The organism is Streptomyces sp. SID10853 (assembly GCF_010548145.1).
Classification (GTDB): domain Bacteria; phylum Actinomycetota; class Actinomycetes; order Streptomycetales; family Streptomycetaceae; genus Streptomyces.
Genome location: NZ_JAAGLN010000057.1, coordinates 21,847 through 34,559 on the forward strand (window position 1 = coordinate 21,847; position 12,713 = coordinate 34,559).

14 protein-coding genes and 1 pseudogene are annotated in these 12,713 nt (G+C 69.3%); 4 read left to right on the forward strand and 11 right to left on the reverse strand.

The window, feature by feature from the left end; all coding sequences use genetic code 11:
* Positions 1-64 precede the first annotated feature (64 nt).
* Genes G3I19_RS14140 through G3I19_RS14150 form a run of 3 tightly spaced genes read right to left on the reverse strand, consistent with a single transcriptional unit; the run spans position 65 to position 1,286 of the window.
* The gene (locus tag G3I19_RS14140; protein WP_164263832.1) at positions 65-259 is read right to left on the reverse strand and encodes a DUF397 domain-containing protein; all 195 of its coding nucleotides are present in this window, start codon (positions 257-259) and stop codon (positions 65-67) included.
* Positions 256-465, reverse strand: a complete 210-nt coding sequence (locus tag G3I19_RS14145; protein ID WP_164263834.1) for a DUF397 domain-containing protein — start codon at positions 463-465, stop codon at positions 256-258. Before G3I19_RS14145 ends, G3I19_RS14140 begins: the two co-directional genes overlap by 4 nt.
* Positions 462-1,286, reverse strand: coding sequence for a helix-turn-helix transcriptional regulator (locus tag G3I19_RS14150; RefSeq protein ID WP_164263836.1), 825 nt, complete (start codon positions 1,284-1,286; stop codon positions 462-464). The genes G3I19_RS14145 and G3I19_RS14150 overlap by 4 nt, the downstream gene beginning before the upstream one ends.
* 144 nt (positions 1,287-1,430) lie before the next feature.
* Between G3I19_RS14150 and G3I19_RS14155 the strand changes: the two genes are divergently transcribed.
* Entirely contained in the window at positions 1,431-1,748 is a 318-nt protein-coding gene (locus tag G3I19_RS14155) for a hypothetical protein (protein ID WP_164263838.1), read from the forward strand.
* 23 nt (positions 1,749-1,771) lie between these two features.
* Here G3I19_RS14155 and G3I19_RS14160 read toward each other — a convergent pair whose 3' ends face one another.
* From G3I19_RS14160 to G3I19_RS14170, 3 genes are all read right to left on the reverse strand, one after another.
* Positions 1,772-2,848 carry an acyltransferase gene (locus tag G3I19_RS14160; protein WP_343235097.1) on the reverse strand — a complete coding sequence of 359 codons (1,077 nt, stop codon included), beginning with the start codon at positions 2,846-2,848 and terminating at the stop codon, positions 1,772-1,774.
* A gap of 289 nt (positions 2,849-3,137) precedes the next feature.
* Entirely contained in the window at positions 3,138-3,614 is a 477-nt protein-coding gene (locus G3I19_RS14165; protein WP_164263840.1) for an SRPBCC family protein, read from the reverse strand.
* A complete protein-coding gene (locus tag G3I19_RS14170; RefSeq protein ID WP_164263842.1) occupies positions 3,602-4,498 on the reverse strand; it encodes an RNA polymerase sigma-70 factor in 897 nt (298 codons plus the stop codon). Before G3I19_RS14170 ends, G3I19_RS14165 begins: the two co-directional genes overlap by 13 nt.
* Before the next feature lie 214 nt (positions 4,499-4,712).
* On the opposite strand from G3I19_RS14170, the gene G3I19_RS14175 reads away from it, so the two are divergent.
* On the forward strand, positions 4,713-5,828 hold the full coding sequence (locus G3I19_RS14175; protein WP_164263844.1) for an ADP-ribosylglycohydrolase family protein: 1,116 nt from the start codon (positions 4,713-4,715) through the stop codon (positions 5,826-5,828).
* 206 nt (positions 5,829-6,034) lie between these two features.
* Here the strand turns inward: G3I19_RS14175 and G3I19_RS14180 are convergent, their stop codons facing one another.
* Both G3I19_RS14180 and G3I19_RS14185 read right to left on the reverse strand, forming a co-directional pair.
* Positions 6,035-7,621 carry a sodium:solute symporter family protein gene (locus G3I19_RS14180; RefSeq protein ID WP_164263846.1) on the reverse strand — a complete coding sequence of 529 codons (1,587 nt, stop codon included), beginning with the start codon at positions 7,619-7,621 and terminating at the stop codon, positions 6,035-6,037.
* A gap of 399 nt (positions 7,622-8,020) precedes the next feature.
* A complete protein-coding gene (locus G3I19_RS14185) occupies positions 8,021-8,863 on the reverse strand; it encodes an SDR family oxidoreductase (protein WP_164263848.1) in 843 nt (280 codons plus the stop codon).
* 97 nt (positions 8,864-8,960) lie between these two features.
* Here G3I19_RS14185 and G3I19_RS14190 point away from each other — a divergent pair, with 97 nt between their 5' ends.
* The gene (locus tag G3I19_RS14190; protein WP_164263850.1) at positions 8,961-9,836 is read left to right on the forward strand and encodes a hypothetical protein; all 876 of its coding nucleotides are present in this window, start codon (positions 8,961-8,963) and stop codon (positions 9,834-9,836) included.
* Positions 9,837-9,966: 130 nt separating this feature from the next.
* On the opposite strand, the gene G3I19_RS14195 is transcribed toward G3I19_RS14190, so the two are convergent.
* From G3I19_RS14195 to G3I19_RS14205, 3 genes are all read right to left on the reverse strand, one after another.
* Entirely contained in the window at positions 9,967-10,176 is a 210-nt protein-coding gene (locus tag G3I19_RS14195; RefSeq protein ID WP_164263852.1) for a DUF397 domain-containing protein, read from the reverse strand.
* A 188-nt stretch (positions 10,177-10,364) separates the two neighbouring features.
* Positions 10,365-11,222 (reverse strand): helix-turn-helix transcriptional regulator, encoded by an 858-nt coding sequence (locus G3I19_RS14200; protein ID WP_164263853.1) that lies wholly within the window; start codon positions 11,220-11,222, stop codon positions 10,365-10,367.
* Positions 11,223-11,530: 308 nt separating this feature from the next.
* Positions 11,531-12,244 (reverse strand): GPP34 family phosphoprotein, encoded by a 714-nt coding sequence (locus G3I19_RS14205; RefSeq protein ID WP_164263855.1) that lies wholly within the window; start codon positions 12,242-12,244, stop codon positions 11,531-11,533.
* A gap of 193 nt (positions 12,245-12,437) precedes the next feature.
* Between G3I19_RS14205 and G3I19_RS36885 the strand changes: the two are divergent.
* Positions 12,438-12,713, forward strand: a pseudogene (locus G3I19_RS36885) (D-alanyl-D-alanine carboxypeptidase); the annotation flags it as partial.

Here is a 12,713-nt window from a genome sequence, read left to right on the forward strand (position 1 = left end):
TGTCCGCGGCTGCCCGGCCGCGCTCCTCAGCCACCCAACGCGGCCGTGTGGTGGCCGGCGGGACTCAGCGCCCGGCGGCGAACCCCACGAAGGCGGCCCAGGCGGTGGCGGGGAAGACGAGTGCGGGGCCGATCGGGGCCGTCTTGCTGTCGCGTACGGGGATGACGCCCGGGAAGTCGGGAGCGACTTCGACGCAGTTGTTTGCTCCCCCGTCGCTGTAGCTCGACTTGCGCCAGTGAGCGGTTGACAGGTCGGTCACGGTGTCTCCTTCCGTACGGCCTGGATGAAGCTGGTCCAGGCCGATCCGGGAAAGACCAGCGCGGGGCCGGTGGGGGCGGTCTTGCTGTCGCGTACGGGGATGCACCCCGGGAAGTTATCTGCGACTTCGACGCAGTTGTTGGGGCCACCGTCGCTGAAGCTCGACTTGCGCCATTCCGCGCTGCTGAGGTCGAGGATACGGCTCATGGTCTGTACTCCTTCAGGATGCCTCTGATGAACGCGATGCTGTCCGCCGGGGACAACGACACGTCTCGGAGCCGATCGTAGGACAGGCGGTACCGGGTGACCGCGGCCTGATCCTCGACCAACTCGCCGCAATCGTTGCCTTCCGTGAAGGCAATGGCGCTCCCGTCGGCCTGCCACAGGAGGGAGAGCGGGCCAGCCATCAAATGGTGGGCACCTGTTGAGAAGGGGAGGACCTGGATCACGACTGATGGGAGTTCGGCCATAGCGATGAGATGGGCCAACTGCTCGGCCCACGCCTTGGCATCCGTCACCGGCCGTCGGAGTGCGTACTCGTCCATGATGATCCGCACCGAAGGCGCCGGGTTGCGGTGGAGCAGTTGCTGCCGCCCGAGGCGTGCTATGACCTGCTCCTCCACCTGTTCTGCTTCGGTTTCTGTTTCCTGGCCGCCGGACAACAGCGCGCGGGCCACGTCCTCGGTCTGTAGCAGGCCCGGAATCCCGAGGGTGAACACATGCATGATCCGGGCAGCCTGTTCCAGCCGCATGAACTCCTTGTACTTGTCCTTGAACACCTCCCTCCGCGCCACCTTCCACAGCTGCACCAGCAGCCCCCCGGTCCCGTAATGCCGGTCCAGGTCCTCCATCACCGCGAGCTTGGACAGCCGTTGGCTCACCTCAAGCCGGTACAGGTAGCTCTTGTCGTACCGTGTCTCGGCCGCCAGTTCGCTGAGCGATTTGCCGGCCTTCTCGCGCAGGTACCGCAGCGCGCGTCCCAGTGCCGCGCGCCCCGACTCCTCTTCCGCTTCGGCGAGTTCGGACATCCAGCCCCTCCTGTTGCCGTGCGCGAAGGCAATCGCGCCGCTCTTTCCGAGCCTAGGGCCAGGACGTAATCATCGGGACACGAACGGTAATCACCGCTCGTCAGCCAAGAACCGAACTCCCGATTCCCCTGTGAGGCGCCGACCATGCCCGATTCCCTGCTCCGGCTGCTGCCCTGGACCTCCCCCGAGGGCAAGCCGTGTTACCTCAGCACGGACAACCCGCGCAGTCTGCTCTCGCGGCTGGCCGACGATCTGGAGGATCAGCAGATGGACTCGGCGGAGGCGGTGCTGGCCGGTTCGCGGGCGGTGCTGGCCGATCAGGCGGCGGGGGAGCGGGCCGTACGGTTCGCGCTCACCCGGGCCACCGAGTCGCTCGGGGACGTGCTCCGTGTCGCGTACAGCAGGGGCGGGCGGATCGAGGGCGGTGACGGTGGGGACGGCGGCTGCGGGGACGACTGGTGACGCCGTCGTCCGCCCGGAAGGGCTCACGGCGTGACGGGCGCCGGGGCCGTGCGGGTGCGGAAGCGTCTCGCGTGCCGGGCCAGAGGTTTTTCGATCGCGTAGTGGGAGGCGACGGCCGCCGCGAAGCTGACCGTGAGCGTGGCGGCCAGCAGGCCGGATTCAACCCCCAGGTCGGAGAGCAGCCGGCCCAGCGGGTAGTGCCACAGGTAGAGGCCGTAGCTGAGGTTGCGCCCGGTCCAGGCCAGGGGCGCGAGGGAGAGGAGCCGGGCCAGTGAGGCGCCCGGCCTGAGTTCGAGCGAGGCCACCACCACGGCCGACAGGACCGCCGTCAGCAGGAATCCGACCGTGTACCAGCAGGCGTTCCAGTCGTTCTCGCCCGTCAGCGGTACGCGCCAGGCGATCAGGGCGAGGACGGCCAGCGCGGGCCAGGCCAGCCGTCCCGACCAGCGCCTGAGCGCGGCCAGCCGGTGGTCGTCGGCGTGCAGCCGGGCGACGACCAGGGCGAGCAGTGCCCCGGCCAGCAGCTGATCGGCCCGGGTGTCGGTGCCGTTGTAGATACGGTGCGCCGCGCTCGGGCTCCACAGCACGAAGCGCCAGAGGGCCGGCAGCAGACAGAGCACCGCCGTCCAGAGGAGCACGGTCCGTGCCCGGGTACGGCGCAGGAGCAGCACCAGCAGCGGCGGCCAGAAGAGGTAGAACTGCTCCTCCACCCCGAGGGACCAGGCATGGCCCAGGAGGGACGTCACGCTGGAGTAGAGGTCCGGCTGCGCCGCTCGGACGATGTTGACGAGGAAGGTGGCGGACAGCGCGATGGAGGCCCAGGCCCCGTCGAAACCGGGGAGTTGAGTGGTGAGGGCCAGCACGGTGCAGAACAGGCAGAGGGCCAGGAGCGCCGGTACGAGCCGGAGCCATCTCCGCCAGTAGAACGCCCCCATGGCGACCTGGCCGGTACGGGCGAATTCGGCGAGCAGCAGCCGGGTGATGACGAACCCACTGATCGTGAAGAAGACGTCCACCCCGAGGGAGCCGCCCGGCACCCACTGCGGGGCCTGGTGGTAGACCATGACCAGGACGACGGCCAGGGTCCGCAGGCCGTCCACGGCCGGCAGCCGTCCACCGGTCCGCAGTGCGGAGGGAAACCCGCGTCCGGCCGGTTCGGGCGGATCATGGGCGCCTGCACGGGAGGGCCCGGGGGAGAGACCTGCCGTGGCACGCGGCGGCCGGTCGCCGGTCTCCGGGCACCGGTGGCCGGTTCTGCTGGGAAGCCCTGTCGTCGGGGTCGTCCGGGTACTGTCCACGGCGACCCCCTGCCCGGCGAGCAGCGCTGGATTCGGGTGTTAACCCAAAACTCAGATACGCGGTAAAAAACTCAGATACGCGGTCAAAATCTCAGCAAGCGTGATGCGGGAACGGCCGCCTGGGGCGACGGGTCAGGGCCTTGTCGGCCGTGGCGAGGATGTTGCCGAAAGTGCGGGTGATCACCGGCCGTGCCAGGTGCCGGGTCAGGAAGGTGCCGAGCAGCGGTACGGGGATCTCGGCCCGGGTCGTCCAGCGCACCAGGGTGCCGCCGTCGGTCTCGGTGAACGTCATACGGCCGAGTTCGTGCCGGGCCGGTGGCAGGCTGCGCTCGACCACGTACTCGGTGCTGTACGGCGGGTCGTACTGGGTGATGCGCTCCCGGAACCAGCCGATCAGCCACAGGTGGATGCGCACCGCGCCGACCCCGTAGGGCGCGGACTCGCCGGGCCTGGCCAGGCGGCAGCGCAGGATCAGGGGCGAGCGTGTGTAGTGGGTGGTCGTGGTGAGCCAGGCGAACACGTCCTCGGCCGGAGCGTCGATGACCCGTTCAACTGTCATGGTTTCCACGGCTGGTGGCCTCCTCTGTCGAGCGGGAGCACCGCCTCGGCGCGGTGCAGTTTGTCGGGATTGCGGATACCGTACAGACCGGTGATCAGGCCGTCGCGGATCTCGAACGCGACCAGCCAGTCCAGCTCGCCGCCGGTGACATAGCGCACCGCTGGCATGCCGTTGTACGTGGCGTGCTCGACGCGGGTCGCGGCGGTGACGGTGCGCAGGACGCCGAGGACGAACCGGGCGACCTGGGTGCTGCCGGTGATCGGGCGGTGCGCGGCGGCGGCCTTCCCGCCGCCGTCGGAGATCTCCACCACGTCGGGCGCCAACAGGTCCATCAGCGCCTGGACTTCACCGGTCGCCGCCGCGTGCAGGAAGCTCTGGACGACCTCCCGGCCGGCCTCGGAGTCGGGCTCGGAGCGGCGGCGCCGCGCGTGGACGTGCTGCCGCGCGCGGTGGGCGATCTGCCGGACGGTCGCCTCGGGCCTGCCGATGGAGGCGGCGATCTCGCCGTGGGTGTAGCCGAATACGTCGTGCAGCACGAACACCGCGCGCTCGGTGGGGTTGAGGGTCTCCAGGACGAGCATCATGGCCATCGACACCGACTCGGCCAGGATCACGTCCTCGCTCACCTCGGGTGCGGTACGGATCGGCTCGGGCAGCCAGCTGCCGACGTACTCCTCGCGCCGTGCCCGAACCGCCCGCAGATGGTTGAGGGCCTGCCGGGTCACCGTGCGGACCAGATAGGCGCGCGGGTGCCGGACCGTGGCCGGGCCGACCGCGCTCCACCGCAGATAGCTCTCCTGCAGGACGTCCTCGGCGTCGGCGGCGCTGCCCAGCATCTCGTACGCGATGGTGAACAGCAGCGGCCGGTGCTCGGTGAAGGCGTCCTCAGTCATCACGGTCCGCCAGTGCCCGCGTCTTCCTCTCCGCCGCGAGCCCGCGACGGTTCACCGGGTGCGTGTCCGGGTGCATGTGCTGCTCCTCTCGTCGGGTGTCCATCGAGACACTCCGCACCGGGGAACCGTGACAGCCGGCCGGTGTGATCCGCTTCACATCGCCCGTGGATCGCGCTCTTAAGCCGCTGATCCCGGTCGATTAGAGTGCTCCGCCATGAGCGCATCAACCACTCCCCTCTGGGGCCGCGTCGAGCAGCAGGACTTCCGCAGCCGGGTGCGCGGCTGTCTGCTGGGCGGCGCCCTCGGCGATGCGCTCGGGGCGGGTGTCGCGGGGCAGGGGCTCGACGCGATACGGGAGGCGCACGGCGCCGGAGGGCTCACCGACCTCGTCGCCGTGTACGGCAGGCGCGGGGCCGTCACGGCCGCGACCCAGCTCTCCCTCTTCACCGTCGACGGACTGATACGGGCCCAGGTCCGGCGGGACACGGGCGCCTGGCATCCGCCCACCGATGTGTACCGGGCCCATCTGCGCTGGGCGGCGACCCAGCGCGACTGGGGCCCCGACGAACGCCGTACGGACAACGGCTGGCTCGCCTGCGAGGAGTGGCTGTACACCCGCCGCGACCCCGCACGCAGCTGTCTGGCCGGGTTCGGCGACGACGTGATGGGCACCCTGGACAAACCCCGTAACCCCGAGGCGCGCGACGCGTCGGCCGTCAGCCGGTCCGCGCCCTTCGGGCTGCTCGTCGGCTGGGAGCCGGGTCTTGTCTTCCAACTCGCCGTCGAGTGCGCCGCGCAGACCCATGGCCACCCCACCGGCTACCTCAGCGCAGGGGCGCACGCCGTCATCGTGCACGGGCTCGCGCGCGGCGAGAGCCTGGACGCTGCGGTGCAGCACGCGCTGGGGCAGCTGACTCCGCGCCCCGGCCACCAGCCGGTCACCGACGCGCTGCAGCACGCGCTCGGTGCCGTACGCCAGGGAATGCCGAGCCCGACGCGCGTCGAGTCGCTGGGCGACGGCGAACTGGCCGAGGACGCCCTGGCGATCGGGGTGTACTGCGCGCTCGTCGGCGAGGACGTACGCCACGGGCTGCGCCTCGCCGTGAACCACAGCGGCCCGTCCCAGGCCACCGGTGCCATCTGCGGCAGTCTGCTGGGCACCCTGCACGGCGAGACCGCGCTGCCGCCGGGCTGGCTCGCGGAGCTGGAGGGGCGCGGGACGGTGCTGCAACTGGCCGACGACTTCTCGATGGAGATGACGCAGGGCCCGGCGCTGCACAGCCCGGCCCTCACCACCCCGGCGTGGCTGACCCGCTACCCGAGGAGCTGAACAGGCCGAAGACCGTGCGGGGGCCCGCCCGTCGCGCCTCCTGCCGCACGGGCCCCGCGCCTCCGCGCCCCTGTGTCGGCAGCGCCTCAGCCGTCCCTGCCCCAGTCGTCCGCGCCTCAGTCGTCCCTGCCTCAGTCGTCCCTGCCCCAGTCGTCCGCGCCTCAGTCGTCCCTGCCTCAGCCCTCCCCGCCCCAGTCGTCCCCGCCTCAGTCGTCCGCGCCCTCGCGCCGCACCGCCTTGGCGTCGGGCGTCGCACCGCCCTGCGCGGGCACCGCAGCGGCCGCAGCCCCGGCCGGGCCGTCGCCGTCCAGGTTGACCTTCGCGATGATCGCGTCGCGCTCCGGTGTGTCCTCCGGCTTGACGAAGCCGATCAGGACGTACAGCACCAGCGAGACCGCGAGCGGCAGCGAGACCTGCCACTCCAGGGCGACATCCGCGTTGGCCGAGCCGTCCAGGTGGTAGTTGGTGAAGTAGAACGCGAGCAGCCCCGCCGCCCAGCTGACCAGCGCCGCCGTCGGTCCGGACTTACGGAACGAGCGCAGCAGGCCCAGCATGAACGGGATCGCGATCGGGCCCATCAGGCCGGCCACCCACTTGATGACGACCGAGATGATGTCCTTGAACGTCGGCGAGTTGATCTGGGTCGCCAGCGCCATCGACAGGGCGAGGAAGCCGAGCGTCGAGACTCGCGCGGCCAGCAGCCCGGCGCGGCTGCTCCACTCGCGGGCCGACTTCGACATCGCCGGGGCGATGTCGCGGGTGAAGACGGCCGAGATGGCGTTCGCGTCCGACGAGCACATGGCCATCGTGTGCGAGAAGAAGCCGACGACGACAAGTCCGAGCAGCCCGTGCGGCAGCAGCGACTCGGACATCAGCGCGTACGCGTCCGACGCGTCCGGCTTCTGCGCGTGCACCAGCAGCGGCGCGCACCACATGGGGAAGAAGAGGACGGCGGGCCAGACCAGCCAGAGGACGGCGGACAGCGTGGCCGAACGGGTCGCGGAGCGTGGGGAGTCGGTGGCCATGTAGCGCTGGGCCTGGTTCCACATGCCGCCGTTGTACTCGAAGGTCTTGATGAAGAGATACGCCAGCAGGAAGGTCATCGTGTACGGGCCGGCCGTCGGGTCCGCGTGGCCGCTGGGGAGCTTGTCCCAGATCGTCCACAGGGCGCTGAACCCGCCGAGCTTGCCCATGGCGGCGACCAGCATCGCCACCCCGGCGACCAGCTGGATGATGAACTGCCCCAGCTCGGTGAGCGCGTCGGCCCACAGCCCGCCGACCGTGCAGTAGATGGCCGTGATCACACCGGTGATGAAGATGCCCTGGGTGATGGTGATGCCGGTGAAGACGGCGAGCAGGGTGGAGATGGCCGCCCACTTGGCGCCGACGTCCACGATCTTCAGCAGCAGCCCGGACCAGGCGAGGGCCTGCTGGGTCTGGATGTTGTAGCGGTCCTTCAGGTATTCGAGCGGTGAGGCGACGTGGAGCCGGGACCGCAGCCGGTTCAGCCGGGGAGCGAAGAGCTTCGCGCCGATCCCGATGCCGATGGCGATCGGGAGCGACCAGGTGACCATGGATGTGAGTCCGTACTGGTACGAGATCCCGGCGTACCCGGTGAACATCACCGCGCTGTAGCCGGACATGTGGTGGGAGATGCCGGACAGCCACCACGGCATTCTGCCGCCGGCGGTGAAGAAGTCGCTCACGTTGTCCACGCGCTTGTGGGACCAGAAGCCGATCGCGATCATCACGCCGAAGTAACCAATGAGCACGGTCCAGTCGAGACTGTTCATGTGCCCCCTCCAGGGGTCCGCCTGTACTGAGTTCATCTCGATGAACCGCGATGGAACCTCGATGAACGGGAAACGCTTCGCCAGTACGTCGATCGGGCGGTGCCCCCGTGCGGGACCGGGGACTTCACGGATTGAACCCTCTGTGCCAAGGGCCGGTCAAGGGTTGCGCGATCACAAATATGAACGCAGATCAGTAAGCAGAACGATTTTACGTCGTCTTGACCTTCGGACCCGTTGCTCCCGGAGTGACGCGGGCCACACGATGAGCGGGCACTTCGCCAGCGGCGGTCATATGGAGGCAGAACAGCAGGACCGCACGGGATGCGGGTCCCGTGCGGTCGAGAAGAGGAGGGGCAACTGAACGGTTCAGCGCGTCTGTCCGGCGCGGCAGTTCACTGGTCAGCGCATCAGTTCACCGGCGTTGACCAGCAGGGACTGGCCGGTGATGGCCCGCGCGCGGTCGGAGGCCAGAAAGATCGCGGCGTCCGCGACATCGCCGTCCGTGGCCAGCTCGGGCAGCGCCATACGGCCGGTCAGCCGGCTGAGCACCTCCGCCTCGGGGATGCCCTCGGTGTGCGCGGTGAACTGGACGAACGCCTGCACCGGCGGCCCCCACATCCAGCCGGGCAGCACGGTGTTCACCCGGATCCGGTGCGGCCCCAGTTCGCGCGCCATGGAGTACATGGCCGAGGTGAGCGCGCCCTTCGACGCCGCGTACGCCGCCTGGTGCACCTCGGACGGTGCGGCCACCGATGACTGCGTCCCGACGATGACGACCGCTCCGCCGCGCTCCTTGAGCCCGGGCAGGCAGGCCCGCGTCATCCGCAGCGTACCGAGCAGGTTGACGTCGATGACGCCCTGCCAGGTGTCGAAGTCGGCGTCCTGGAGCCCGCCGAAGTAGCTGTCCCAGGCGGCGACATGGACCACCGCGTCGATCCCGCCGAACCGCTCGACGGCCAGCGCGGCGAGCGCGTCGCACTGCGACTCGTCGCCGATGTCCGTGGACAGATGCGCGGTCCTGGCGCCCTCCGGGTCGATCTCCGCGGCGGACTTCACCAGATTCGCCTCGGTGCGCGCGCCGAGCACGGCGTTGCCCCCGTCCCGTACGACGGCCGCGGCCACCTGGTGACCGAGCCCGGCCCCGACCCCGGACACGACGACGGTCTTCCCCGCGAGGGGCGCGTCCGGCGCTGCGGCGGACGGGGATTGTGCCGGCCTGGGTTCCGCGGGACGGCTTTCCATGGTGGGGCCCTCCGGACTCTGGCAGTTTTTCTGACGGAGCGTCAGAGTAGGTCCGTCCGGGGACGGAAGGAAGAGGGCAGGGAAGGGTGGTACGCGGATGAGCGAGACGTCGCAGAACGGAAGCGGAGCCGGAAGCGGAGCCGGAAACGGGAGCGAGGTGTACGGCGAGCTGGCCTCGGTCGGGCCGTACGGGGTGCGGCCGGGCCATGCGCTGATCACCCTGGTGGAGCCGCACCCGGGCCATGAGTACGCGTACAACCGGTGGTACGAGGACGACCACTTCTACGCCGGGGCCATGGCGATGCCCTGGATGTACGCGGGCCGCCGCTGGGTGGCCACCAGGGAACTCCAGGAACTGCGCTACCCGGAGAAGTCGGCGGTCGCCCAGCCGGTGACGGCCGGCTGCTACATCACGACGTACTGGGTGACCGCGGGCCGCTACGACGAGCACATGAAGTGGACCGTCGGCATCAACAAGCGGCTGAACCGGGACGGCCGGGTCTATCAGGACCGTACGCATGTCTTCACGTCGTTCCAGGACCACGAGGCGACGGTCTACCGGGACGGTGCCGCCGGGCCTCGCGACTTCCACGCGCTCGACCACCCGTACGCCGGTCTGGTCGTCGAGGTGATCGACACCGAAGGCCCTGAGCAGCGCGCTGAGTTGCTGGAATGGCTGCGGACGAAGCGGCTGCCGAAGCGGCTCGCGGGCGGCCCCGCGGCGATGGTGACGATCTTCCGGCCGACGCCGCTGCCCAGCGACCGGATGGCCTATGTGAAGCAGGTGGAGGGGGTGGACACCCGGCTCACGCTGCTCTGGTTCCTGGAGAGCGACCCGAGGGAGGTCTGGGAACGGTGCTTCACCGGGCTCGACGGGGACCTGGTCGAGCGCGGCCTGGGGCGGGTTGAGCTGGTGGCGCCGTTCATACCGACCGTGCCGGGGACCGACCGCTACGTCGATCAGCTGCGCTGACGACGAGCGTCGAACAGCGGAGCCGACCGGTCAGGACGTGCGGCCGGTCAGGGCCGAGCCCCCTCGGCCGGGACGGCGATCCAGTCGAGAGGGCTCTTGTTCACGGTCGGGGTGATCACGGGACCGGGGGTCAGCCGAGAGTGAATGCGCCCTGGCCCACTTCGCTCACGAAGCTGTTCCACGAATCGGGAACAAAGGTGATCGACGGACCGTCGGCGACTTTTGAGTCCCGTACGGCGATGGCCTGAGTAAGCGGTGACTTGACCTCAACGCATGCACCATTTCCCGTGGAATACGAAGACTTGGTCCAGGTCTCGGTCGCGCCCTGCTGAATTGCCATGTTCGCTCCGGTAAGCAGTGGTGTGCGCCAACGTTGTCGATGGCGCGCTCGACGCTACTCGTGAACTCCGTTGGCCGAGACGGCCGTTCACTCGACCGGATGGCTTATGCCGGTTCAGTCTTACGCTCCGGGGTGGCCGGGGTGTATCGTGCCGACCCTGAATCCAGGAATCGGACATACATGGCCATTCAGCGCGCGTAGCCCTTGGCGATATCCATGATGAACTGCCGTGTCTGGTCCACGTTGAGCGCCTGGGCGCGCAAGTGCTCGTACATCACGCTGTACTTCTGCACGTCGTGCGCTTTCTCCAGATAGAGATCGCTGGTGACGCCCTCGATGTAGACCACGCTGGAATCCGCCGCGTCCGGGAATTCCAGAATGGCGTACTGCCCGTTGATACCGGGATGCGCTCCCACGGCGAACGGCAGGACCTGCACGGTGACATGGGGGAGCTGGGACAGCTCCACGAGATGTTCCAGCTGGGCGATCATCAGCTGCTTGTCCCCGATGACCCGGCGCAGCGCCGACTCGTCGATGACGACCCAGAGCCGCAGCGGGGACTCGTCGGCGCTGACCCGCTCCTGGCGGCGCAGCCTGACCTGGACCCGCTTCTCGATGTCGGTCACGGCGGTCTCCGGCAGCGCACCGGCGATCAGGGCCTCGGCGTACTGCCTGGTCTGGAGCAGTCCCGGGACGACCTGCGGGTCGTACACGCGCAGGCTGGCCGCGTCGGTCTCCAGGCCGATGTAGACGCTGTACGGGATGTCGCCGAAGGCGTGCCACCAGCCCTGCTGGCGCGAGTCCTTGGCCATCTGCATCAGCGAGTCGACGATCCGGTGGTCCTCGACCTCGTACACCCCGCAGAGGTCGCGGACATCGCGCTGGCTGATGGAGCGGCGGCCGTTCTCCAGGCGGCTGATCTTCGACTGGGAGACCAGCAGGCGCTCGGCGACCTCTTCGGCCGTCATGCCTTTGAGTTCACGGAGCCTGCGCAGCTCCTGGCCGAGCCGGCGCCGCCTGACAGTGGGATTGACGTTGGACGCCACGGGAACTGCACCTCCGGCTTTGACGTACTGAGCCCCACCGCGAATGTGCCGGTAGGTCTTACGTCTCAGCAGATTGCCATCAATGCGACGCGCTGCGCTGGGAAATGGCCAGAGAGTGAGCGCGCGGGACCGGCGACTTGCCGGCCCCGCGCGCTCGTATTGCGGCTCCCGAACCGGGTCTTGGGGACGTCGGTGCGGTGGTCCTGGTACTTCCTGGTACTCGTACTGCGGTGCTCGTACTGCGGTGCTCGTACTGCGGTGCTCGTGACTTCTCGGGCGGACTTCTCCGTCCGACTTCTCAGGACTTCTCAGTGCGCCGCCACGCGGGCCATGGACCCGTGGTGCGACGGCATCGGCGCGGCATTGCCCGGTGCCGGTGCTGCACGGCGCGGCTGTGCCGCCGCACCGTTCTGGACGTCCATGACCGCATGTGCCACGAGACCGCCCATGGGGTCGTGTCTGATCAGGTCCCGGAGGCGGGAGCGGGATGAACGCCCCTCGTTGCCGGGATAGAGGTGCTTGCCGAGCCCCACTGCGTGAGCGAGCGCGGCGAGCGCCGCGGTCCGCGGGTCCGGCGGTACGCCGGTGCGGATCGCACTGTCCAGCCGGGCTCTGATATCCCGGCTGATCGCTGTCTCCGTCGCCTGGTAGCGAGTCGTCGGCAGCACTCCGCACATCTGGCCCGCCACGGCATGCACCATGCCGCACCGCTCCAGATGAGCGAGGTAAATCTGACGGAGCCCCAGCCGGGGCCCGCCGATCCAGTGGACTGCCCGGACCGGGCTGCCGCGCCTGCGCAGCAGTTCCAGTGCGGAGTCCAGTGTCGGATCTCCTGTCGGCCGTGCCATCACCACGGCGATACGATCCCCGTCCGGGGCTATCCGTCCTGCCAGAGCCAGCTCTACTAGCTGGGCTCCGGCCAGGCCGAGGTCGAGCGACTGCGGCTGCGCTGTGGTACCCGTGGTCGGGTCCAGAGCGAGCAGTAGAAGCTCTTCCGGAATCGTTCTGCGGCTCCTGCCCATCCATGCCTCCCCGCGTGGATGAGTGACAGGGTGACCCCTCTCACATTGGTCTGTCGAGGGCGCCTGGGTGTTTTGTACTGGAATCTAGATGTATGTCGTTCTCGTCCGGTGCAGCGGTTAAGCGCCCACACAGGACACTGGTAGATGGTTCGGACAGGCGGGAAAACCCGCGCGGCGTATCCAGGAGGCATCGGTGGCGGGCGAGTCCCCCGACAAGTCGGAGCAGCGGAAGTCGTCAGAGGGAACGGCTCCCGGTACGAGCGATCCGAGGCTTGCGGTCTTCCGCTCGGTGCCGGATCCGGAGGCGGGCGCGGCATCCGGCTCGCAGTCGGGCGACGCCCGACTGCGTGAAGCGGTAGCCGCGTGGGTCGCGGGGGCGGACGCCCCGGCGGATGCGCCGGCGGGCGCGGCCGGTGCGGATGACGCGGCCGGTGCGGATGGTGCGGACGGTGCCGCGGAGGCTCCGGAT

What these genes read in the sequence shown, in the direction of transcription:
- G3I19_RS14205 (WP_164263855.1), bottom strand. Translation starts at nt 12,244, where the DNA reads ATGGGCAGGAGCCGCAGAACGATTCCGGAAGAGCTTCTACTGCTCGCT.
- G3I19_RS14175 (WP_164263844.1), top strand. Translation starts at nt 4,713, where the DNA reads ATGAGCGCATCAACCACTCCCCTCTGGGGCCGCGTCGAGCAGCAGGAC.
- G3I19_RS14150 (WP_164263836.1), bottom strand. Translation starts at nt 1,286, where the DNA reads ATGTCCGAACTCGCCGAAGCGGAAGAGGAGTCGGGGCGCGCGGCACTG.
- G3I19_RS14180 (WP_164263846.1), bottom strand. Translation starts at nt 7,621, where the DNA reads ATGAACAGTCTCGACTGGACCGTGCTCATTGGTTACTTCGGCGTGATG.
- G3I19_RS14185 (WP_164263848.1), bottom strand. Translation starts at nt 8,863, where the DNA reads ATGGAAAGCCGTCCCGCGGAACCCAGGCCGGCACAATCCCCGTCCGCC.
- G3I19_RS14170 (WP_164263842.1), bottom strand. Translation starts at nt 4,498, where the DNA reads ATGACTGAGGACGCCTTCACCGAGCACCGGCCGCTGCTGTTCACCATC.
- G3I19_RS14155 (WP_164263838.1), top strand. Translation starts at nt 1,431, where the DNA reads ATGCCCGATTCCCTGCTCCGGCTGCTGCCCTGGACCTCCCCCGAGGGC.
- G3I19_RS14195 (WP_164263852.1), bottom strand. Translation starts at nt 10,176, where the DNA reads ATGGCAATTCAGCAGGGCGCGACCGAGACCTGGACCAAGTCTTCGTAT.
- G3I19_RS14190 (WP_164263850.1), top strand. Translation starts at nt 8,961, where the DNA reads ATGAGCGAGACGTCGCAGAACGGAAGCGGAGCCGGAAGCGGAGCCGGA.
- G3I19_RS14145 (WP_164263834.1), bottom strand. Translation starts at nt 465, where the DNA reads ATGAGCCGTATCCTCGACCTCAGCAGCGCGGAATGGCGCAAGTCGAGC.